The sequence below is a fragment of the Pedobacter nyackensis genome (assembly GCF_032678475.1).
GTDB classification, from domain to species: Bacteria; Bacteroidota; Bacteroidia; order Sphingobacteriales; family Sphingobacteriaceae; genus Pedobacter; species Pedobacter nyackensis_A.
In genome coordinates this window covers 1,178,099-1,201,026 of the sequence record NZ_JAVTSF010000001.1, presented here as the reverse complement: position 1 = coordinate 1,201,026, position 22,928 = coordinate 1,178,099, and the positions used below count along the sequence as shown (strand labels likewise).

Annotated in this window: 22 protein-coding genes; 15 read left to right on the top strand and 7 right to left on the bottom strand. The window is 37.6% G+C overall.

What is annotated here, in order from left to right; translation table 11 throughout:
• Positions 1 to 8 precede the first annotated feature (8 nt).
• From R2Q84_RS04840 to R2Q84_RS04830, 3 genes are read right to left on the bottom strand one after another with little or no spacing between them, the layout of a single operon-like run.
• The gene (locus R2Q84_RS04840) at positions 9 to 2,228 is read right to left on the bottom strand and encodes a 7TM diverse intracellular signaling domain-containing protein (RefSeq protein WP_316815397.1); all 2,220 of its coding nucleotides are present in this window, start codon (positions 2,226 to 2,228) and stop codon (positions 9 to 11) included.
• On the bottom strand, positions 2,225 to 2,941 hold the full coding sequence (locus R2Q84_RS04835; RefSeq protein WP_316815396.1) for a hypothetical protein: 717 nt from the start codon (positions 2,939 to 2,941) through the stop codon (positions 2,225 to 2,227). The genes R2Q84_RS04840 and R2Q84_RS04835 overlap by 4 nt, the downstream gene beginning before the upstream one ends.
• Positions 2,928 to 5,243, bottom strand: a complete 2,316-nt coding sequence (locus R2Q84_RS04830) for an Rv1355c family protein (protein WP_316815395.1) — start codon at positions 5,241 to 5,243, stop codon at positions 2,928 to 2,930. Before R2Q84_RS04830 ends, R2Q84_RS04835 begins: the two co-directional genes overlap by 14 nt.
• Before the next feature lie 118 nt (positions 5,244 to 5,361).
• Between R2Q84_RS04830 and R2Q84_RS04825 the strand changes: the two genes are divergently transcribed.
• From R2Q84_RS04825 to R2Q84_RS04815, 3 genes are read left to right on the top strand one after another with little or no spacing between them, the layout of a single operon-like run.
• A complete protein-coding gene (locus tag R2Q84_RS04825) occupies positions 5,362 to 5,817 on the top strand; it encodes a response regulator (protein ID WP_316815394.1) in 456 nt (151 codons plus the stop codon).
• 24 nt (positions 5,818 to 5,841) lie between these two features.
• A complete protein-coding gene (locus R2Q84_RS04820; RefSeq protein WP_316815393.1) occupies positions 5,842 to 9,351 on the top strand; it encodes a PKD domain-containing protein in 3,510 nt (1,169 codons plus the stop codon).
• Entirely contained in the window at positions 9,352 to 10,371 is a 1,020-nt protein-coding gene (locus tag R2Q84_RS04815) for a type IX secretion system membrane protein PorP/SprF (RefSeq protein ID WP_316815392.1), read from the top strand. It abuts the gene before it with no gap.
• 5 nt (positions 10,372 to 10,376) lie between these two features.
• On the opposite strand, the gene rpoN is transcribed toward R2Q84_RS04815, so the two are convergent.
• The 3 genes from rpoN to R2Q84_RS04800 all read right to left on the bottom strand — a co-directional run bounded on the left by rpoN (position 10,377) and on the right by R2Q84_RS04800 (position 13,276).
• Positions 10,377 to 11,849, bottom strand: coding sequence for an RNA polymerase factor sigma-54 (rpoN, locus tag R2Q84_RS04810; RefSeq protein ID WP_316815391.1), 1,473 nt, complete (start codon positions 11,847 to 11,849; stop codon positions 10,377 to 10,379).
• A gap of 121 nt (positions 11,850 to 11,970) precedes the next feature.
• On the bottom strand, positions 11,971 to 12,609 hold the full coding sequence (locus R2Q84_RS04805) for a DUF6266 family protein (protein WP_316815390.1): 639 nt from the start codon (positions 12,607 to 12,609) through the stop codon (positions 11,971 to 11,973).
• Positions 12,610 to 12,634: 25 nt separating this feature from the next.
• A complete protein-coding gene (locus R2Q84_RS04800) occupies positions 12,635 to 13,276 on the bottom strand; it encodes a DUF6266 family protein (protein WP_316815389.1) in 642 nt (213 codons plus the stop codon).
• A 488-nt stretch (positions 13,277 to 13,764) separates the two neighbouring features.
• On the opposite strand from R2Q84_RS04800, the gene R2Q84_RS04795 reads away from it, so the two are divergent.
• The 12 genes from R2Q84_RS04795 to R2Q84_RS04740 all read left to right on the top strand — a co-directional run bounded on the left by R2Q84_RS04795 (position 13,765) and on the right by R2Q84_RS04740 (position 21,466).
• Positions 13,765 to 14,607, top strand: coding sequence for an Rpn family recombination-promoting nuclease/putative transposase (locus R2Q84_RS04795; RefSeq protein WP_316815388.1), 843 nt, complete (start codon positions 13,765 to 13,767; stop codon positions 14,605 to 14,607).
• Between the two features lie 14 nt (positions 14,608 to 14,621).
• Positions 14,622 to 14,801, top strand: coding sequence for a hypothetical protein (locus R2Q84_RS04790; RefSeq protein ID WP_316815387.1), 180 nt, complete (start codon positions 14,622 to 14,624; stop codon positions 14,799 to 14,801).
• An 86-nt stretch (positions 14,802 to 14,887) separates the two neighbouring features.
• Entirely contained in the window at positions 14,888 to 15,316 is a 429-nt protein-coding gene (gene mscL, locus R2Q84_RS04785; RefSeq protein WP_316815386.1) for a large conductance mechanosensitive channel protein MscL, read from the top strand.
• Positions 15,317 to 15,521: 205 nt separating this feature from the next.
• Positions 15,522 to 16,322, top strand: a complete 801-nt coding sequence (locus R2Q84_RS04780) for a LiaF transmembrane domain-containing protein (RefSeq protein WP_316815385.1) — start codon at positions 15,522 to 15,524, stop codon at positions 16,320 to 16,322.
• An 11-nt stretch (positions 16,323 to 16,333) separates the two neighbouring features.
• The gene (locus tag R2Q84_RS04775; protein WP_316815384.1) at positions 16,334 to 16,699 is read left to right on the top strand and encodes a DUF4288 domain-containing protein; all 366 of its coding nucleotides are present in this window, start codon (positions 16,334 to 16,336) and stop codon (positions 16,697 to 16,699) included.
• Entirely contained in the window at positions 16,696 to 17,757 is a 1,062-nt protein-coding gene (locus R2Q84_RS04770; RefSeq protein WP_316815383.1) for a sensor histidine kinase, read from the top strand. Before R2Q84_RS04775 ends, R2Q84_RS04770 begins: the two co-directional genes overlap by 4 nt.
• Entirely contained in the window at positions 17,735 to 18,472 is a 738-nt protein-coding gene (locus R2Q84_RS04765; RefSeq protein WP_316815382.1) for a LytR/AlgR family response regulator transcription factor, read from the top strand. The genes R2Q84_RS04770 and R2Q84_RS04765 overlap by 23 nt, the downstream gene beginning before the upstream one ends.
• Positions 18,473 to 18,583: 111 nt before the next feature.
• Positions 18,584 to 18,742, top strand: coding sequence for a 50S ribosomal protein L34 (gene rpmH / locus R2Q84_RS04760; protein WP_316815381.1), 159 nt, complete (start codon positions 18,584 to 18,586; stop codon positions 18,740 to 18,742).
• Between the two features lie 64 nt (positions 18,743 to 18,806).
• Positions 18,807 to 19,223, top strand: a complete 417-nt coding sequence (locus R2Q84_RS04755) for a ribonuclease P protein component (protein ID WP_316815380.1) — start codon at positions 18,807 to 18,809, stop codon at positions 19,221 to 19,223.
• Positions 19,210 to 19,440 carry a membrane protein insertion efficiency factor YidD gene (gene yidD, locus R2Q84_RS04750; RefSeq protein ID WP_316815379.1) on the top strand — a complete coding sequence of 77 codons (231 nt, stop codon included), beginning with the start codon at positions 19,210 to 19,212 and terminating at the stop codon, positions 19,438 to 19,440. Before R2Q84_RS04755 ends, yidD begins: the two co-directional genes overlap by 14 nt.
• Positions 19,441 to 19,475: 35 nt before the next feature.
• Positions 19,476 to 20,159 (top strand): tRNA (adenosine(37)-N6)-threonylcarbamoyltransferase complex dimerization subunit type 1 TsaB, encoded by a 684-nt coding sequence (tsaB, locus tag R2Q84_RS04745; protein WP_316815378.1) that lies wholly within the window; start codon positions 19,476 to 19,478, stop codon positions 20,157 to 20,159.
• A gap of 317 nt (positions 20,160 to 20,476) precedes the next feature.
• Entirely contained in the window at positions 20,477 to 21,466 is a 990-nt protein-coding gene (locus R2Q84_RS04740) for a hypothetical protein (RefSeq protein ID WP_316815377.1), read from the top strand.
• Between the two features lie 30 nt (positions 21,467 to 21,496).
• On the opposite strand, the gene R2Q84_RS04735 is transcribed toward R2Q84_RS04740, so the two are convergent.
• Positions 21,497 to 22,927: a DUF5723 family protein gene (locus tag R2Q84_RS04735; RefSeq protein WP_316815376.1), complete on the bottom strand. Its 1,431-nt coding sequence runs from the start codon at positions 22,925 to 22,927 to the stop codon at positions 21,497 to 21,499.
• Position 22,928 lies beyond the last annotated feature (1 nt).

Below are 22,928 nucleotides of genomic sequence, written 5' to 3'. Positions count from 1 at the left end.
GCGTTTTGCTATTGTGGTGTATTAACAGGTAATGTAATGATGAATTCTGTACCCTGGCCTAATTCGGATAAGACATCTATATGACCTTTATGTTTCTCAATTATACTAAAAACAATTGACAAACCTAGGCCTGTTCCTTCTCCAACTTCTTTTGTTGTGAAAAAAGGTTCAAATATTTTATGTTTAACCTCATCCGTCATGCCAGTTCCCGTATCTTTAATGCTAATGATCACGTTATCATTCTCATAATGAGTAGCGATCGTAAGGAATTCCTCATCCCGGTTTTTTCCATTCGATTTGATGGCCTGGATCGCATTGGATATCAGGTTCATGAATACCTGGTTAATCTTACCCGGTAAACATTCTACTTTTGGTAGATTACCTAAATTCTTAATGACTTTTACATTGTCTGGCATTGAGTTCCTAACCAAAACCAAGGTAGAATGCAATCCTTCATTAATATCAATTGGCTTTAAGTCAGTTTCGTCCAAACGGCTGAAATTTCTTAGACTTCTAATGATTTCTGCAGTCCTTTTTGCACCATCAGTAATACCAATCAATAGTGATTCTATCTCATTGTTGATAAAGTCAAGGTCAATCTGCTTTTTAAAAGCTTCTATTTCCTTAATCTGATCTTCAACATTTGCAGCTGTAAAATCAACGTTTTCATACTTGGTAATGATTTCCTTCAGGTCATCAATATCTAATTGAAGCGGTTTTATATTAGAGGTTACAAAATTGATAGGATTGTTTATTTCGTGAGCAATACCCGCTGTTAGCTGACCCAATGCAGCCATTTTTTCTGCATCTACCAATTGTGATTGAGCATCCTTCAAGTTAGTCAAGGCTACGTTTAAACTTGAATTGGTATTCTGTAACTCGGTAGTACGTTCGTTTACTTTTTGTTCCAATTCAATATTTTGCTCTCTTACCAGGCGCTCATTTTCTTTTAATACCAATAGGGCCTGTTTCTGTGCCATCTCATTTTCATTTTTAATGAAGTTTATCCGGTCGGCAAGTGCGAATGATAGTAACAGCACTTCGAGTACCGATGCAAACTGAACAGAATAGGTAGAAAAAAGAGAATAGCTGATAATCTCATAATCTTTTAGAATGAAGATCATCATGCCAATAAAAAGAAATGACCAGGATGCCAGATAATATCCAGCGGGTTTAAACCGATCTTTGAAATATGCACGTAATGCCATTATAAAGACTATAATAGAACCGCCAAAAATGGAGATCTGCATACCAACAAAAGAAATCTTTTTAAAACCTATAAAAAGCAGGAATGTACTGATTACCGTTAAAACAAGCAGAACATTTAACATCCTGTTGTTTTTGGGCATATTCTTTTTAGTATTTAAGAACGACTTGGTAAATAATATAGAAGCGATCAGTCCCAGGTTAGAAAAAAGAATGACTGATATACTATTAAACCAGGCACTGTTGATATAAAAATATTTATCAAAATAGCCTTGTATAGTCGTTTGTGTAAGCCAGGTAAAGAGGATACAAAAGATATAGTTTAAATAACTGACATCTTTTATGCTGAAAAATAAAAACAGGTTATAGGCAAACATGATCAGCATGATGCCCGTATAGACTCCAAAGAATACGTCTCTCAGTGAAAAAATTTCCAGTAGGTTATTGCTTTTACTGATAAAAACAGGTGACATGACTACATCGTCTGAATACAATTTGATATAGATAACCGGATTTAATGCAGCAATCTCTTTAGGTATCTTAAAGGTTTTAAGGTTTCCAGAGGTTTCTGGTGGAGCTGAAAGGCTGTAGTTGTTACATTGAAACTTCTTTAAAACCTGTTTGTCCTTTACAAAATAGACCTCAGCCAATTTTAATCTTGGCTGGTCTATCAAAATATTTGAATAGTCTTTGAGGCTGATAGAGCTCGGAACTTCTGTTTTTATCCAAACTCCTTCAGCATAACTTCCGATATTGATCATATTGGAAGAAGGCTTTTTAAATTCCCCTTCTTTCGTTAGTACCGAATTTATTCCAAGTGAACTGGAGCTACTGATGTATACTTTAGAAAAGTGTAAGATATTAATTAACGAATCCCGTGTTTGAATATCGGGATCTGTCAATGTATCGTCTGAAAAGACTTCGGAAACTTGCTGTTCAATGCGTACCGATGCCTTTGAGTACATTCCAAGCGTCAGCAAAATGCCAATTAAAAGCAGATATCTAAAATGCTTTATGATCATAATGCAATATCAATATGAACATCTATAAAACCATCATTTGCTTTATTTGGTATCTGGAATATTTGTTTTGGATTAGCCCTGAAAGATAAAATATTGTTACGTACCTCATCAATAGCGAAAGGTAAAGTATCCAGTTCATCAGTAATTACCGCAGTTGCGGTTAAATCCTCTTTTGGATAATAAAAACGACCGTTTATACCAATTTCCGAAATTACCCTGAACCCGCCCCTTACCGCATTACGATGGGTAGCCGGAGCTGTTAAACCAAAAAGGGTTGTTAAACCGATTAAGTTTGATAATGCAACACTAACCTGGCTTAAAAATAAGCTACCTACACCAAGGCCGGCGATTTCCCAGGAATTCCAAACACCACATAACTCTCCGGTACCATTTGCTGTGCGCTCGCTAACCATGGTATAGATTTTATCATCCATAAAACCTACAGCCTCTTCAATAGGAAGAGGGTTAATGCCATTTGCCCTATGGATTCGTGAACCGGCCAATGCTTTACCATTTTCTTCTGAACTTACCAGTACTGCATAAACATCAGGGTTAAGTACCCAGTCTATTTTTGCAGAGGTAATTTTAGTAATGCCAAATATTTCTAATACGTGTGTGTGCCCTTCAATAAATTTCATACAGGCCGCCCGATCGTCTACGGCCCTGAAAGCTTTAAAATAAAGCTTATTGATCTGAGGTTTATTTTGTTCCAATGGATAAAGTTTTATTTAAAGGTTTTCTAATTGTACGTTGTGGTGATGATTCGGCCTTAAATATTCTAAATAAAAATATTTCAACAAAATTATCAGATATTTTAAACAAATGCTTGAATTTTTGATGTAAATTGAAAATTTGCTTTCTGCTTTCCTCCGGTAGATCGTTCAATTCCTGAAAATTATTCTTGTAAAAGAAGATCAAAGGGACATTTACGGGGTGGATTTGATAGCCTAATGCTGTTGCCGCAAGCCACAGTTTTTCAAACGCCATACCGCCTTTTAAATAATTCAGCGGACTGTTCTCAGTTGAGGTCATTAAGCCAATTGCTGGGGATGATTGGAATTGCTTAAGTGCAAGTGTTTTAAGTGCGCTCCCGCCTTTTATTTCTTTTAAAAACTGTACGGCTTTTTCATCTTTCATTAATCTTAAACCAATCTGATCATTATTGCTCAAATCTAAGGTATTTATACCAATCCCATCTTCTGCTGCGACAATTTCTTCCTGGTTCCAGCGCATTTCTTTTTTTGTGAAATCTTCATGTGCCGCCGGAATAAACATACGCAATAAATCGGCTTGTCCTGATATATCACCCAGTTCTTTTTTATCCTCGTCGTTTGTAATCCAATGCAGGTCTAACCCGAAAGAACTGATGATGTCATTCAGCTGTTGCATGTCGTTAGCACTGATTTCCTGTGATATGCCAAATTTCCTGTTGGTATGCCTGTTTGTAATTTGCGCAGCAAGTTTTTGTTCAATTGCATCAGGTTCGTGTTTTCCATTGAAATTGAAAACTGCAATATGATCAGGGAAAAACTCCGGGGTAAACCTCCAATCTACCTTCAGTTCATTAACGGCAGCCTCGAGTAATAAATTTTCGATTGAAGCACCTAATGAAGCATAAGATGAAAGGTAATCCGGATCCAGGTAAGCGCCAGAAACATGTTTATTTAAAAATAGGTGTAAAGTTCCGTTTTCGTAATGCCAGTGCCAGGGCTGGTTGTTTCCTCCGGATGGTGCTTTAGCTGCTGAAGCGATCAGTTTACCGATCAGTTCTTCAGAAATAATGTCACCTTTTTTATCTTCAGTTAGCTGATGAGTTGAGAAATAACGGCTAATCTCTTCGGCACTTAACTGTTTTATTCTTGGCTCCTGAACTGCTTCTTTCGTGGCAGACTCATCTGCAATTAGTTCATCAATATCAATAAAGAAGCGACCTGATACTTTCAAATTTCCTAATAGGATTTTTCTGGATAGATCTGCTGTTATACCACCTCCATAGGTAACGGCGCTGGCCAGCTGAGGCCAGGTTGAAATGGTTGTCATCATTTCTATTGCCGATGCTTTCATTCGTGGCGAAAGGGTTTCTACACCCGTTACAGGAGCGATATATGGAATCTTTTCATCCATGGTTTTTAGCGTTTTAAAAACAGCCATGTCCATGTGTTCAACAAAACCATGTAAAACAGGTCGGTTAGGCTCAAGATCAAATCGCTCTATGTCAATCGTACACCTGTCACTACCTTCCATTAAAACAGGTATACCTAAGGCTTTGGCTTTTTCCCGCGCACTGATTTTAACATCGAAGCTATCACACTCGTCAATTAACAGGTCAAGCTTTCCATTTTCTGTTAAGAAATTATCAATATTACCTTCTGTAATACCTTCGTGAAAACAAATTACTTTTAAGAAAGGATCCATTTCTGCAATTTCTCTTGCAACGATAACGGTTTTTTGAAGATGTATATTATGTATACCAGTTCTGATACGGTTTAAGTTCGACAGATCCAGTTCATCAAAGTCCGCAATACGTAACTCTCCAAAACCTCTTTCGATAGCCAGGGTTAAGGAAACAGATTGTCCTACCGACAAACCCATTACGCCAATTTTTTTTTGGGAAAGGGTCTTTTGTTCCGCTTCGGTTATTTTATGTTTGTTTCTGTTGGTACGAACAATGATAAATTCTTCTTCGTCTAAAATATGTACTAATTTTTCTGACCAGGGATAATATACCCATACACCATAGTCTTCTAACGAAATAGAACCACGGTGATTCTCCGCAACTTTTTTTATTTCAACAGCAGGAATACCAGGCTTTAAACATTTAATTAATTCTTCTAACTGAGATTCAATTGTGTCATATATTTGTATATGAGGTTTTTCAGTTAAAATATTTTCCAGATTTTGCTTTTCGGTACTGTTTTTGGTATTAAATAATACAGGCTTGTAGAGTTTATTTAATTGCTTCGTGGTGTTAATAAGTGCTTCAAAATTTAAATTTGAATAAGCTTTAGACTGCATTTTTTTAATATATGTATGCGATAAAAATAAAAAAAAATAGGTAAATTATTGAAAGAACTAAAAATAGGCTTTTAAGAGTAATAATAAAAAAGTATTTTTAACTTTTATTTCCAGACAAATGAATGTGAATATCCTTTATGTTGATGACGAACCTCATAATTTAAGTGCGTTTAAAGCCACTTATAGAAGGTTGTATAATGTTTTTACCGCGGAATCTGCTGACGAAGGCAGAATTATTTTAGATAAGGAAGAGATTCATGTCATCATTACCGACCAGAGAATGCCGAAAACTACAGGGGTAGAGTTTTTAGCTTCTATTTTAGATAAACATCCTGACCCGATCCGGATGATCCTAACTGGATATACAGATATTGATGCAGTAATTGATGCCATTAACAAGGGACAGGTATACCGCTATATCCAGAAACCATGGATGGAAGCTGATTTGAAGATTAATATTGAAAAGGCATACGAAATATATATGCTTAGAAAAGAAAATCGCGATCTAACTGCTAAATTATTATTAGCAAATCAGCAACTAGAATTTTTATTAAGACAAAATCTGCTATCTTAGTTATCCTAATGGGATAACTAATTTATGCTTAGATGGGTTTTAATAATATGGGCGCTCTTGTTCTTCCCATTTTTTAATGCGGAAGCCCAGAATATTTCGAATGAAGGCACAGACTTCTGGGCCGTATTCCCAACACATGACCCTTCGAGACCCAGAAATGGTATTGTTTATTTAGCTAATGTTCGGATTTATATTACCGCAAAAACCAATTCACAGGTAACTGTAACTTGTGGTGGTTTTAGTTCCGGACTGGTAGATGTGCCCGGCAATAGTGCTGTTTGGGTAGATGTACCCCGGGAACATGCCTACGTTGATGTCGCAGACGCAAACAACCCTATTGCGAATAAGGGGATTCATATACAGGTTACACCAGGACGTGATAAAGTGGCTGTATTCGAGCATATTTATGCCGGAGCCAGGTCTGCCGCTTCTCTTATTCTTCCCCGGGAAGCCCTCGGCAGGGAATATTACTCCATGAATTATACACAGGATGCCAGTAATGGAGAGGTAAATAAAAATTTCCTGGTTCTGGTGGCTACTGATCCAAACACCAAACTTATTGTTCATAAAAAAGACGGGAGCATATTAAATGTAAATTTCGCTAATGCCGGCGAAGTGTATGAGTATATGCCTGACAACCACGAAGACCTCACAGGGGTGTATGTTGAGATAGACAAAAGTTCCCCGGATAACTGCAATAAACGTTTTGCTGCATATTCGGGTAGCACTGCGCTTAGTATCGGCTGCGACGGCTCGCGTGATCCACTTTTTCAACAGCTTTATCCCACTGGGAGCTGGGGAAAAAAATATGGGGTTGTACCATTTAGTGATAGAAGACACGTTGTAAGGATACTTGCCCAGGATGACAACACCAGCGTCCAGTTTAATGGTAATACAATTAATCTTGATAAAGGCAAATATTACACCAGTGCTGAGCTCACTAATGCATCATTAATTACTGCAGATAAAAAAATAAGTGTAGCACAATATTCATTAACACAGGCTTGTACGTCTAATGTGGGGGACGAAATTTTTGGGGATCCTGAGATGGTACTGCTAAACCCTATCGAATTTAACGTAAAATCTACTACACTATTTTCATCCAATAAGGAGCGTATTACTGAACGGTACATTAATGTACTGATAAAAACATCAGCTACATCTACTTTTAAGATTGATGGAATAGCTGTGAATACAGTATGGACACCGGTTCCTTCAAATCCTGAATTTAGTTATACACAGATTCCTATTCATGCCGAAAGCTCTTACTTAACAGCCAATGAAGGTTTTAATGCAATTGCATACGGTTATGGTGATCATGAGTCGTACGCTTACTCTGCCGGTACAAATCTTGCGGCAAATACCTATTTTTTAGTGTCTAATAAGATTACACATCGAGATACTCAGAATGCATGTGTCGGACAAACTTCTGATTTCAAAATGATTCTTCCATATCAGGTTGCTAAAATTACCTGGAAATTAGATGATGGCCCTGAAGAACCAGGACCCTTAAGTTATGAAGTTATTCCTACGGCAGATGGTACATTGTCTTATGAATACAAATATGGAAAGGATCAGATATTTAGCGAACTTAGGTCACATTTGATTACCATAAACGTAGAGTTACCCAACGACGGTACGGGGTGTTTGAGCGGAGCAGCAGAGTTTAGTTATAAATTTGATGTTTTTCCATTGCCTACAGTAGATTTTCAAATTCCTGATGAGAACTGTGCTGACACAGAGATTCAGTTCTTTGATAAGAGTGCTTCTAATATACCTAACAAAACACTAAACAGATGGCTTTGGGATTTTGGTGATGGTAAAACTTCTACGGAGCAAAATCCTGTTCATATTTTTAGTGAGTCAGGGCCTTTTACAATTAAACTATCGGCAGGACTGGATGAAGGGTGTATGTCAGAAGCGGTTCCTCAGGTAATAAATATAGGGCCGAAAATAAATGCTAGCTTTGAAACAACTTCTATAGGCTGCATTAATAGCTCGCATACCTTTAACGATAAATCTAATGCAGAGTCGGGAACTATTGTAAAATGGTATTGGGATTTTGGGGATGGTACGCAGGTTTCAACAGGTCCAACGCTTTCCCCCGTTACTCATATTTACCGGGCATTGGGCGTGTTTACTGTTACATTAGTAACTGAAACCGCCAATGGATGTAAAAGTTTACCTTTTCCTCAGAATATTACCATTATGGCTTTGCCAGTACCAGCATTTACCTTGCCTAAAATATGTTCTTCAGATAACATCGCAGAATTTCAAAACTTATCACATCATATAGATGGAAGTACCGCGGACTTAACCAGTCATTGGGATTTTGGCGATAATGCTAGTCCGGACAATATTTCTACTGATGCTATCGGTCGACATAAATATCTGGTACCGGGAGTTTATACGGTGACGCTTACGGTTACAAATGCAAGTGGCTGTTCTAGTTCTATTAAGGAAAACTTTAGGGTAAACGGACCTGATGTAGTGGCTGGGTTTGATATTGTTGACAAAGATAAACTATGTAGCAACCGCGAAGTGGAGATCATTAATACTTCATTTATACGGTCTGGAGGAAATGTTGTTAAACTACATATTTACCCTGATGCAGAAAACAGACCTGATCATTTTATCGTGTATGAAGACCCTGCACCCAATCAGACCTATAAACTGCCTTATCCCGAATTGACAAGTCCAGGTTCAAAACCTTTTACGATTAAAATGGTTGCTTATTCAGGCGAAAGTTGCTCGAGTATTGCTACAACTGATATTTTGTTAAATCCAGCACCCGTACTTTCTTTTGATGACATCCCTGCGGTATGTGTCAATGGTGGAAAGGTTCAGCTTACCCAGGCCGGGGAAATACTCGGCATTGCAGGTGATTTCAGGTATTCGGGGCCGGGCGTTACCGTAGATGGCGAATTTGACCCGGAAGTAGCAGGAGTAGGTACACATGATATTACCTTTTCTTTTATAGCTCATAATGGTGGTTGTGAAGAATCTATAGTCAAATCTGTTGTGGTTTATCCAATTCCCGTGGTTAAAATCCCTTCAGACCTTTACATTCTTGAAGGTGGGGAAAAACAAATAGAAGTAACCCTAAGTAATTCCGGAAATACTTATAAGTGGAGCCCTTCAACGGGATTGAACAGGGATGATCTGTTAAATCCTACTTTTTTTGCAACTAGTGATAGGGTATATTCGCTTGAGGTTACCACGGTAACCGGATGTGTTGTTTCCGGAAGCGTTTTTGTTCATGTGATCAAGAATATAGAACCTGCAAATGCATTTAGTCCAAATGGCGATGGGGTAAACGATCTATGGACGATAAAATACATAGAAACTTATCCGAACGTAACTGTAGATATTTTTAACAGGTACGGAGAAAAAGTTTTTTTTAGTCAAGGATATTCGATACCTTTTGACGGCAATTACAAAGGGCAAGCTTTGCCGGTAGGGACTTATTACTATATGATCAATCCAAAAAACGGGAAAAAAATAATAACTGGTTCATTAACTTTAATCAGATAAATGACACGCTCAGCATATCTTATCATCGCTCAATTGGTGCTGTCTATTTGTTGTTTCGCTCAGCAAAGACCACAATACACGCAATATATTTTCAATAATTACCTGTTAAACCCGGCGATCAGTGGGATAGAAAATTATGCAGATGTAAAAGTAGGTTATAGAAAACAATGGGCAGGTATTGACAATGCGCCACAAACATCGTTTGTTACTGCGCATTGGAATCTTGGTGCTGATTATTTATGGAAAAATGCCTTGTCATTGCCAGATAAAGGTGATGATCCAATGAGTAGAAACTATATGCAAAATTACACCTCATCACCAGCGCATCATGGAATGGGTGTTACAGCGGTGTATGACGAAGTTGGCCCGCTATCAAGACTTGATGCTAATTTAACATATGCATATCATCTTCAATTGAGCAATGCATTTAACCTTTCGGTTGGAGTAGCTGCGGGAGTAAGCAGGGTAGCGCTTGACATTAATGCCCTGACTTTTGAAGATCAAACACGTACTGACCCATCTATCTCAAATGGTATAGCCAGTCAGCTTAAGCCCGACCTTGGTTTTGGTGTTTGGTTGTACAGCGGTCGTCTTTTTGCCGGCGCTTCCGTACAGCAGGTTTTACAACAAAAACTATCCTTTACCAACGATCGTAATTACAAAGCGGGAAAAGAAGTTCCTCACTTTTTTGTAACCGCAGGATACCGTTTATATATTGATGACGTTATTTCGGCGACACCATCCATTATGCTTAAGCAGGTAAGTCCGGCACCGGCATCTATTGATGTGAATTTGAAAATGTCATTTAAAGATCGGTTCTGGGTAGGAGGAAGTTATCGTAAAGACGATTCCTTTTCTGCTTTGGCTGGTATAAACGTAAGTAAGTTACTTAATCTTACCTATGCTTACGACTTTACTACTTCAGGCTTAAATCAGGTGAGTAATGGTAGTCATGAAATAGTACTGGGTATTCAGCTCAATAATATTTACGAAGTATTCAGCACCACAAGAATGTGGTAATTACATTAAAGTTCTTTTCTTAGCCTGGCAACAGGAATGTTCATTTGCTCCCTATACTTCGCTACTGTTCTGCGCGCAATGTTATAACCTCTTTCTTTTAGGATTTCGGTTAATTTTTCGTCAGCCAGAGGCTTGCGTTTGTCTTCATTGCCAATACAGTCTTCCAGGATTTTCTTCACTTCTTTGTTGGAAACTTCTTCACCACTTTCAGTTTGAATGGCTTCAGAGAAGAATGATTTCAACAGGAAAGTACCAAATTCTGTCTGTACATATTTAGAGTTAGCTACCCTGGAAACGGTAGAAATGTCCATGTCTATTTTATCAGCAATATCCTTTAAAATCATGGGGCGCATTTTACGCTCATCACCAGTAAGCAAATACTCGTACTGGTATTGCATAATGGCATTCATGGTTTTTAATAAAGTTTGCTGCCTTTGTTTAATAGCATCAATAAACCATTTAGCAGAGTCCAGCTTCTGTTTTACAAACTGTACTGCTTCTTTTAGTTTTTTATCTTTTTGAGCTGCTTTGTCGTAGTGATCAAACATATCAATATACGATCGGCTGACACGCAGTTCAGGGGCGTTTTTTGAGTTGAGGGTAAGGATCAGTACACCATCATTATTTGATACATGAAAATCCGGAATAATTTGCAGCTGTTTAGTAGTTACCTGGTTAGAATCTCCTGGTTTAGGGTTTAACCTAAGTATTTCTGCAATAATCTCTTTTAAATCTTCACTGTTCAGGTTAAGAGATTTCTCCAGTTTATCGTAGTGTTTCCGGGTAAATTCATCAAGGTGGTTTTCGACAATAAGAATGGCTTTCTGAATGATCGGATTATTTGGATCTTTTCGTTTCAACTGTAAAGTAAGACATTCCTGTAAATCCCTTGCGGCGATGCCTGGGGGATCAAAATGTTGAATTACCTTAAGCATTTCCAGTACATCCTCTTCTTCAACCATTACATTCTGAGAAAAGGCAAGATCATCAATCATGGAAGTGATCGGTCTTCTTAAATAACCGTCATCATCTAAACTGCCAATAATCTGTTTACCAATAATAAAGTCCGTGTCTGATAACGGTACCAGGTCAAGCTGCTCTTGTAAACTTTCAAAAAAAGTACTTTCAATGGCTATTGGAGTTTCTTTTTTTTCCTCGTCGTCGTCATTGTTATTATATGAAGTGCTGTAGTCATTTACATCATCATCCTGTAAATAATCATCAACATTAAATTCATCCGTATTTTCTTCCTTGGAACCGGCATCGAAATCATCCGGTGTATCATTCAGGTCGTCGTATTCACTTTTAGGCTCATCAGCTATCATTAAGCTGGGATCTTCAAGAGCTGGATTTTCTTCCAGTTCTTCTTTTATGCGGGTATCTAAAGCAACTGTTGGCACCTGTAACAGTTTTATAAACTGAATCTGTTGAGGTGATAATTTTTGAAGTAATTTTTGTTGTAAATGTTGTTTTAGCATAAAATGATGAGCAGGTATTTAATGTACCCGTTCCAAAAATACACATTTAGTACAGATAAAAGTAATTACGAAAATATAAATGATGGAGGTTGCTGATACACATAGACAATTGATTTTAAGATCAGGGGCAAATAATGCCCCCAATGTAAGTACTATCGCCAGTCAACTTGCCGTTGGCCGACGCAAAGCTGATATAGCAGTGCAGCGTATTGCCGGCATAATGTTCGGGTATTTCTATACTGTGGTTTCCTGCGTACCTGTCCGTAACGTTAATCAATTGATGATACGCTTCCCGATCAGCATTATATACCAATATGGAAGCTAAATCAGTAAACTGGCAGCTTGAATATTGTTGCTGTGGCAACCAGCTAAAATTAAGCTGGTTATTAATCACACTAATCTTTGGCTCATCAGGTGTAGCAATTCTACCTCGGCTGTATTGAATTTCTGGAAAGTTGAGTAAGAAATGATCGTCTTCTTTAATAAAAGCATGCTCGTAATTGTATTCATAAGCAGCATTGATTTCATTCTTTTTCTTTGCGTATTTCTTGAATCCAGGTTTTACCAGTTCCTCAATGTGATTTAAAAAGCTATTTAACAAACCGAACTTAGCCTGTGCTTCGAGTTGTTTGTCTGTCGCTGGTTTTTTTGTTTTTCGGTACGTTGCACCAACCACGTTAATACCGTTATGAACGCGTGTAACTGATGGACCGACTTTTTTACGGACAGGGCCAAGTAGGCCCGAACTTAATATTCCCATAATTTTTTGTTTTAAGTTGGAATGATTAGGGTTTGTTGAAACTTCCAGTGTATGTGCTGTCAGCCACTGTTTTTCCATCGGCCGATGCAAAAGTGATATACGTTTCCATGTATTTGTCTTTTAGACTTTCAGGGATTTGTAGTAACGCTGTGCCTGAAGATCTATTTGTCCCAAAAAGTGTATAATATGATTTTTTTACTTTTGGAAAATAGGCCAGGAGCATCACCTGATCTGTGTTCATGGGAAAGGGCATTTTTGGATCTGCATCCCAGCTAAAGGATAATCCAGCTTCAGTTTGGATTACTTTTGGGTTTTGCGCAGGTGTTAAAGGGCCTTTACTGAGTATCAAAAGATCATATCCAATTTCAAGGTTGGGGAAAGTCCCGTTAAACATGTTAGGTTTATTGTAAGCCACGGCAATGTTAAAGGAGTTTTTGGGAGTATTTAAAGCCTCCCTGCCAAAGCCTATTTCAATAAAATCATTTACATGTTGTAAAAAAGCACTGCACATTTTTGTTTTTAGCCTTGCAGCTTGCTGTTTCTCAGTATTAGGATCTGGGTATTCGCCAATTCTTCGCGATACATTTTGACCATTTAATACGTAATAAACGACGTTGCCGATTCGTCCACGATGAAAGCCATTAGGGCCATTACTTGCGATTGCCATTGTTTTTCTAATAAAAGGTTAATAATAGTTTTTTATTAAAAATAACACCTAATCGATTGAAAATCAATATGATTTAGGTGTGTGTTTGGAATAATTACAATATGGTGACAGTATAATTACTAGCAAAATACTGGGTTGCGCTATCCTTAGGATATCCTTACAATATCATTAAGCTATCATTAAAGATATTGCAACTATAGCGAAATGATACTTTAATGATAGCGCAAGGATAGCGCAACCCAGTATTTATCTTATAGTTTAATAGTAATTATCCTGTATTGATCTCGAACGGTGTCGTATTGCCCTTCTGGAGTTGATTTTGTTTTTCTGTGTTTTAGCGTTAAAATATTGAATTTGTTTGTAGTAATCTACTTTTTCATTGTTTTAATTAATTTATTAGATAATTGTGTTAATTTAAGTTTTTGTTATTACGTTTGACTATGTTGTGGATTTAATAGAAACGGTATGTTCTTTAGACATAGATTGTAATGAGAAGGGTAGTCGCAGTTAACAAAGCAATTCAGGGTAGTCAGTTTGATAAAATATTTCGGGAGAATATGCATGAGAATTTGCCGACTCTAATCGAAAATGTTTTGAGATTGGACTTGACAACAGTTGAGGAGTTGAAGGACGATGTACAATATACCAAGGAACGGAAAACAGATCTGCTGAAAAAGGTAAAAGATAAGGAAGGCAACGTTTTTATTCTTCATATTGAATTCCAGTATAAGAATGATAAAAAGAGAATGGTTTACAGGATGGCCGAGTATTCCGTGATGTTGCAGAGAAAGTATGATGGTCTTCCTGTGCTTCAGTATGTAATTTATATAGGGAAAGGTAAGTCTGCCATGCAGACTATGATTAATACTAAAGATATGCAGTTTCGGTATAACCTCACTGCACTTTCTTCTGTGGATTATGATTTGCTCTTAAAATCGGAGAATATAGAGGGGAAAATGCTTGCTATTTTAGGGAATATGAATAAACAAGATCCGAAATTGGTTTTGAAAGATATTTTGGATAGTATAAAGCAAGAGGCCCCTGACTCTCTTACTGCAGAACGCTATATTAAACAACTACATGTTTTAGTGCAATTAAGAAATTTAGAAAAAGATTTAAAACAAGTTATGGATTCGATAGAAACATTTTTTAAAATTGAAAGAGATCCATTTTATCAGGATGGAATTAAAGTTGGCATGGAAAAAGGCATTGAAGAAGGCATGGAAAAAGGTAAGTTGGAAGTAGCTTATGAGTTGAAGAAAATGGGTATTGCTGTTTCCGATATTGTAAAATGGACTGGTCTCGCTGCTAAAAAAGTAGAGGAAATATAACCTAACCGCATTCTATGGTTATAAAAGGAATGTGGGGTAATAGAAAGGACAGAAAAGACATTTTTTTAAACATGGTAAAGGATAATGCACATGTAGCAGCGTGTTACGAAAAAGCAGATAAGTTTAAATTTGACTTTATTCGCTCTCTGATTTCGGAATATAATGATCTGATAGCAAAGGATGGAGCTAAATAATTCGAAATAAAATAAATTTACTGAATATAAAATCTTTGTTTTTTGGTATGATTTTTATAAATTAGATAGACTTAAAAAACTTTGATATGGGATTTGTAAAAGAATTTAAAGAGTTTGCCGTTAAAGGCAGCGTGATGGATCTGGCTGTCGGTGTAATCATCGGGGGGGCATTCGGTAAAATTATTGATAGTGCAGTTAAGGATTTAATCATGCCTCTGATTTCTGCAGTTATCGGTTCAGTCGATTTCAGTAATTTATACGTAGTATTAAAAGGGAATGTTGCGGCTAACTTGCCTTTAGAGGAAGCCAGAAAAGTTCCTGAAGCTGTGGTTTTTGCTTACGGTAGTTTTGTAAGTGTAGCGATTAACTTCTTCTTATTGGCACTAGCTGTATTTCTGTTGGTGAAAGGTATCAATTCACTAAAACGTAAGGAAGAGGCGGCTCCTGTTGCGCCACCTGCACCTACCAGCGAAGAGAAATTACTTACTGAGATCAGAGATTTATTGAAAAAATAGATATAAGTATATCATCTTTTATATACCCGGACAGTTAATCTCGATAACTGTCCGGGTTTTTTTGTAATGGTCTAAAATTTTTACCGACAGAATCATGTCGTTTACCGACTATAATTGGCTAAAGGTACGACAGTTGTTTGTAGCTATGGGTAGACGAACTAATTTTGGATACATAATAAGGATAAAGACATTAATAAAATAATAAATGGAAAAGGTAAGGAATAATAATAATTCGAGCAGGATATGTGGAGGGTTGATCATTATTGGGGTAGGCCTGGTTTTTCTTTTGAGGAATTTTGGATTTTATATTCCTGACTGGATTTTTAGCTGGCATATATTGTTGGTTATTATTGGATTGCTGATTGGGTATAAACGGAATTTTAATGGACCAGGATGGCTTATTATGACGTTAATAGGCGTGTTTTTCACAGCAAGGGCAATTTTTGATTTTGACATTTCGAAATACTACTTCCCATTGTTGTTTATCATTATCGGTTTGTTGTTGTTGTTTAAACCTAAGAAATCAGATGCAGATCGCACCAACAGGTGTAAAGCAAGGTGGAAAAGCAGAATGAAAAGGAAGTATGCTGCGATGGGCGATTTAAATATACCAGGCGATGATACAGATGATGGGACAGAGGATGACAGGTATGCAGCTGTGGATAGGAACGACATTATAGAGTCTGTAAGTATTTTTGCAGGCAATCAGCACAAGGTTTACTCCAAAAATTTTAAAGGTGGAGATGTGGTTGCTGTATTTGGTGGCTCTGATATCAATCTAATGCAGGCTGATTTTGAGGGGGTTGTTAAAATAGATGTGGTTGCCGTTTTTGGCGGAGTGAAAATTGTTATTCCCCCGGGATGGGAAGTGAAATCGGAAGTGGCCGCTATTTTTGGTGGTATTGATGATAAAAGGACGTTGGGTGTGGCTGCGGTTGAGCCTCGTAAAGTATTAATAATTGAAGGGGTGGCTTTGTTTGGAGGGGTTGATATCAGAAACTTTTAAAACTAAATACAATGAAGTGGTTTGTAGTAAGATATATTTACCAGATAATTACCGGCGATGGGGATCATGCATCGCAATTTGATGAACAGTTACGGTTAACCATTGCTGATAATTGTGATGAAGCACTTTTGAAAGCAGAAAGACAGGCTGACGAGTTTCACCAGCCTTTTAGAAACTGTAATGGAGATATGGTGACCTGGAATTTCATTTGTGTGGCAGATCTTTATGAAGTTCAGTCGCCAGCGGATGGCGCCGAGTTGGCTTCAGTTTTGCATGAGCCAGATGATGTCAATGCTTTTTTAGATACAGTAAATCAACATAAATCATATTTACAGGAACTTTTACCATTTTCCACACCTTCAATTAAATTGTTTTGACAAACAGACCATTATCTGTCCGTAGAATTCAGAAAATAGCTTCCTTTATATTCCTGGGATGGGTAGTGGTATTTATATGTCTTTTTTATACTACACTTAACTTTAGTTTAACCATATCTGTTGCCGATAGTGTAGTTACGAATGGGTTACTGGCCCTGGCCTGTATCATTTTGAGCAATATGCTCGGGTTTTACCAGCCAAAAAATGAAACTATAGTTTTTGTACTGGCGCTAACTTTTATCATGGCGCTTTTCATTACTTTAATGAGTAAATTTTTACTCGTGTTTTTATTTGGAGATCAGACGGATTACCTCAGCTTTCTGAAAGACTCACTGATTATACGCTTCTTAATTTTGTTCGTGTTTATTGCCTGGTGTGCCCTGGCTAACATTTTATGGTATAGACTGGAAGAGCAGTCGGCAACCCAGGAGCGACTGTTGGCAGCGCAGAATTTATCGAAAGAAGCAGAGTTAAATAAACTTCGCCACCAGTTGCAACCTCACTTTTTGTTTAACAGTTTAAATTCTGTGTACGCGCTTACTATTGTAAATCCCAAAGAAGCCGGGACAATGATTACCCGCTTGGCAGCTTTTTTAAGAGGGACTTTAAAACGAGATGATGAGGTTTGGGTATCTATGGCCGAGGAAATGGAATACATTCGCCTTTACCTCGATATAGAGAAGGTGCGTTTTAGCCACCGCTTAAATGTGGAGCTGGAAGTAGCAGAAGAAACTTTAAATTTACGTTTGCCAGGGACTTTTTTACAGCCAATAGTAGAGAATGCCATTAAATTTGGTCTTTATAATACTGCTGCTCCGATTACCATATCTTTGTTTGTAAAACTGGAACACCGTCATCTGGTAATTGTAGTTCAGAATCCTTTTGACCCTGAAATGAAGGCTTCGGAAGGTACCGGGTTTGGACTTACAGCTATCCGGCGCCGATTATATCTTTTGTTTGCTGATGAACACTTATTGCAAACAAAAGTAATTGATAATAATATGTTTGAAACCACGCTTAAAATACCTCAACAAAATGATAAGAACAATATTAATTGACGATGAACCTTTAGCGCGGGATGTTGTAAAGCACTATTTGAGCAGTTTTCCTGATGTTGTGGTTGTTGCCGAATGCAGCGATGGTTTTGAGGGGATAAAGGCAATTGCGGCATATCAGCCCGATCTTATTTTTCTGGATATACAAATGCCTAAGATCAGTGGTTTTGAAATGTTGGAACTGGTAGATAAGCATCCTGCTGTCATATTTACGACCGCTTTTGACGAATATGCCATTAGAGCATTTGAAGTAAATGCCGTGGATTACTTATTGAAACCGATTGAGCAAAGCCGATTTGAACAGGCTATGCATAAAATACCTGCCAGATTGAACAACGTTGCAGCTGTAGATCAGGAATTGCTGGATGTCGCTGCTTTAAGTCCGGTACAGAGCAATAGGGTGGTGGTGAAAAAGAACGGAGTAATTAAAATTATCGCTGTAGCTGATATTCATTACCTGGAGGCTGACGATGATTATGTGAAATTGAGTACAATAGAAGGTGTTTTTCATAAAAATAAAACGATGAGTTTTTTTGAGCGGACACTGGAAAGTAGTCAGTTTATCCGTATACATCGTTCTTATATCATAAATTTAGCCCAGGTTAGTAGGATTGAATTGAAAGAGAAAGATAGTTATATTGTCCTTTTAAAAACGGATATTTGGCTGCCAGTGAGCAAAACAGGCTATATAAAGCTGAAAGCCGCATTGGGAATGTAGGATGATTTTCGTGAAATTGGAAACTATAGCAAAATGTATTTGCAATTAAATAAAAATCGACCTATATTTGCACCTCTTATTTAAAAATATTAGTCAAGATATAATACAGTTATGAAAAGAACATTCCAACCTTCGCAAAGAAAGAGAAGAAACAAACACGGCTTCCGCGAAAGAATGGCTACAGCAAACGGTAGAAGAGTATTAGCTTCACGCCGCGCAAAAGGAAGAAAAAGATTAACGGTTTCAAGCGAAGGCCGCCACAAATCATAATTCATTGATTGCAGCACTTGATGTGTTAGCAGATCAAAATGTCTGCAAAATTGCAATCAAAAGGATGAACACATTTAATAAAGAAGAACGGTTATGTAGCAGGAAATTATTAGACCTGCTATTTAAGAACGGTTCTTCTTTTTTGTTGTACCCATTTCGCGTATCTTATTTGTATGTACCTGTTGAACATCAGTTTCCAGTACAAGTGGTGATTAATGTCGCTAAAAAGAGATACAAAAGAGCGGTAGACAGAAACCTGATTAAGCGTCGCAGTCGCGAGGCTTACCGTTTACAGAAGGAGCAAGGACTATATAACTTATTGCCAGAGTCTGAAGAACTGCTGCTACTTTCCCTTCAATTTGTTGGTAAAAAGATTTACGATTATTCTTTTTTTGAGAAGAAGCTGGCTGCTGCCCTGAAAAGACTGGCTTCGGCTATTGCTGAAGTTAATGAAATAAAGAAAGCAGATGGGGGTAATTAAGCTGGTTATTGGTTGGGTGTTTTTGGTGCTGATTAAATTGTACCAATGGCTTATATCACCGTTACTAGGTGCAAACTGTCGATTTACACCTACGTGTTCACAATATGGCATTGAAGCCATTAAAAAACATGGCCCTTTTAAAGGCGGCTGGCTTACTTTAAAGCGGATTGGACGTTGCCACCCCTGGGGTAGTCATGGTCATGATCCGGTTCCTTAATTTTAATATTTTCGATTACTATAAATATCAATACAATGGCTACAATACTTCAGCTTGAAACTGCTACCCAAGTTTGCTCCGCAGCGATCTCCGTAAATGGGGAAACTGTTGCATTAAAAGAACAAATGGCCAGCAATATTCATGCAGGTAGTTTAACTTTATTCATCAAAGAAGCCATGGATATGGCAAATTTAAAGTTTGCTGACCTGGATGCTGTAGCGGTGAGTAAAGGACCTGGTTCTTACACTGGGTTACGTATTGGTGTTTCGACTGCTAAGGGATTGTGTTTTGCAATGGATAAGCCGTTAATTGCTATTGATACACTGCAGATGATGGCCGGAGGTTTTTTATCGCAACAGAAGGGGTATAATGGCTTAACCTGCGCCATGATAGATGCAAGAAGGATGGAGGTGTTTACTGCAGTATTTGACTCCGGTTTAAATTATGCCGGTGCTACTGAAGCTAAGATTGTTGATGAACATAGTTTTGCTGCTGAACTGGCTTCTGGTACGGTTACCTTTGTAGGCGATGGTGCTTTGAAATGTGCGGCTGTAATACAGCACCCTAATGCGGTATTTTCTGAGTTAAACTTTAATTCTGCTGCAAATATGAGTGCCCTGGCTTTTAAAGCTTTCAATAATAGTCAATTTGAAGATGTAGCTTATTTTGAGCCATTTTATCTAAAGGACTTCGTGCTGACTACTCCCAAAAAGAAGTAATATGATACGGTTGTCATTCTGAGAACCTGGCATTAGAAAAAATACAAAAAATTGGTAATGACAGGTATATGCTATATGCTCCTCGTCATTGGTAGTTTAACAAAGGATCTCGCAAGAGAAGGTTGGTCTTGCTATTGCAGAGGTTAGCTAGAATCGTGAGCAGAATTATGTGTCGCACCTCATTGTCCATCTTATAATCAAGCAAATTTTATATGGATTAAAATGGATAATTCCGTGATTTCCGTTGAATTTGTAATAATCAAGAGTTTTCATCGCTGATCTTACGACGTTTACTGAAATATTTTATTCAGTAATAGATGGCAGTAGAAACAAGCACAACAGAAGTCTCCGCTAGAGCAATTAATGCAAAGCCATATAAACGCGATGACGAACTTTGGAAGGGTATCCTAGATGATATTTTTGAGGACTTTCTGCGTTTCTTTTTTGCGGATGCAGGTGGATTGTTTGACTTTGATAAGAAGTTTGCTTTTTTGGATAAAGAGTTCAATCGATTATTTCCGCCGGAAGAAGATACTGCCGGTGTGCGGTTCGTAGACAAATTAGTGAAAGTTCATTTGAAAAATGGTGGTTCTAAATTTATATTGGTGCATGTGGAAGTCCAGGGGAACGGAAGGCATGAAGAACTAAGCTCAAGAATGTTCCGTTACTTTTATAGAGCAAAGGATAAACATAATGTATCGATTACTGCATTTGCCATTTTAATAGATGATATTAAAAGTCATCATCCAAAAATATATAAGGAGGAATATTTAGGCACAAGATTGAGCTATGAATTTAACACCTATAAGCTTTTAGAGCAGGATGAAGGTATGCTAAGAGCAAATCCGAATCCGTTTGCAGTTGTCGCACTGACCGTTTTAATGGCATTAAAGAATAAGAAAATCGACGATGAGGGGTTAAAACGAATCAAGCTTGATCTGACTTATGAATTAATGAAAAGAAATCTGGATAAGGAAAAATATGATAAAATCTGGGCTTTTCTGGCCTATTATGTGAATTTTGAAAACCCGAAAATGATGATTAGATTTGAAAAAGAAGTGGAACAATTAACAGGAAGGACTACCCCTATGGGCGTTAAAGAGATTTTACTGGAAAGACGTGAAAAAATCGGAATTGAAAAAGGATTTGAGAAAGGGATTGAGAAGGGAGAAGCGCGGAAAAGCCATGATGTTGTAGAGAACCTAATTATAAAATTGACGCTTTCTGATCAGCAGGTGGCTGATGTTGCGGAAGTTTCTGTAGATTTCGTAAAGAAGGTTCGTCAAGAAATTATTTCCAGGAAATAGAAAGAATCTGTTATTACTCCTATTTTAATATCATCGTTTCTTTGAAAATACGCTGAAAATTCGTTTGAAAAAGCTGGCTTCCTGATCGTTAATTCCTGGGATTGTGCTGGTGTTTTGAGCATGTTCAACTGTATTTCCAAATTTTATACCAACGCCCATATAGAACGATGCACCATTATAGCCAGTTCCTATGGTGTGGTCTTGTTTGAGTGCTCCATTTATCTGTGTAACGGTTTTGAAAAGATTATCTGATCCCAGGAATATTTCGAAGTTAGGAGTCTGATACATTCCTTGTATTCCCATCAAAAATAAACCATTAAAATTATAGGTAGGGATGGCGCTTAAAGCCATCGTATTGTATTTGAACTTATTCACAAAAGCAGCATCTCCACCTTTGTAAAATAGATTTTTGGAAACAACAAGGCCAGGTGTATAAGAAAACGAATAAGTGATGCTAAATGGTTTTGAGATCATAAAATCTGCTTTAGCATTGGTTAATGAGTAGAAACTTTTGTTCACCGATTCATCAGTTGCGATATTAGCTAATTCACTTTCTATCTGGGAGGAGGATTTTTGACTGAGGTCTGTAATGTTTACCTCTGAGCTGATGTTATTTACATAAGCTGTTTTTCCCCATTTGATGAAGCCAAGATCTTTGATGTTAGCCATCATGAAGACTCCGTTTTTTGCCGTATAGCTGGTGCCAAAACCTAAAGATATACCTGGATTTCTGAAATTAGGTGCTGCAGTTTTATGCGAAAGTTCATCCGTCTCCAGGAAACTGGCTTTGTATGCGCCCTTTACTCTTACATTGATCAGATTATTTGTAGGATCCATCAACAGGTAAGAATCGGTAATATTTAACCTGTTATAAGTAACGCCACTTAAGAGACTGATTTTAGCTCCAAATGCAAGTCTTTTATTGATGTTTTCCCGATAGGTTACGCTAAACTGATGATAAGATTGTTCGTATCCATCGTTATTAAAAACATCATCATATGGAGTTCTGCCGACAAAGCGTCTGTACGAATCAAGTATAGCCAGTGTTTCATTGGTATAATCCAGGTGAGCATCACTACGCAATTGCCATGCAAAGCCGAGTTCTTTCTGGAATTTGTACGACTGGAATATTCTGAAAGTTAGTAGGTAAATGTTTGTGTTTTGATGTATGGTATTTATATCGCCACTCCCTAATACCAGATCCTTGGCACTGTAAGTCCCTTCATTAATGGCTCGTCGGATAAGATCTGAATTGCCCTTGTTCGCTGCATTTATACCTAAATTCGGCAGGAAAAAGTTGGAGGCAAACTTTCGGGACGAGTCTACTACAAATGTTCTTTGTGCTGGATTTTCAAAACCATCAAAGAGGGTTCTGGTATTGAATAATCCATATTGCTGTGCCTTTGCAAAAGGAGCGATACAGATACATAAAGCGCATAGGATAAGGTACTTTTTTGCCATG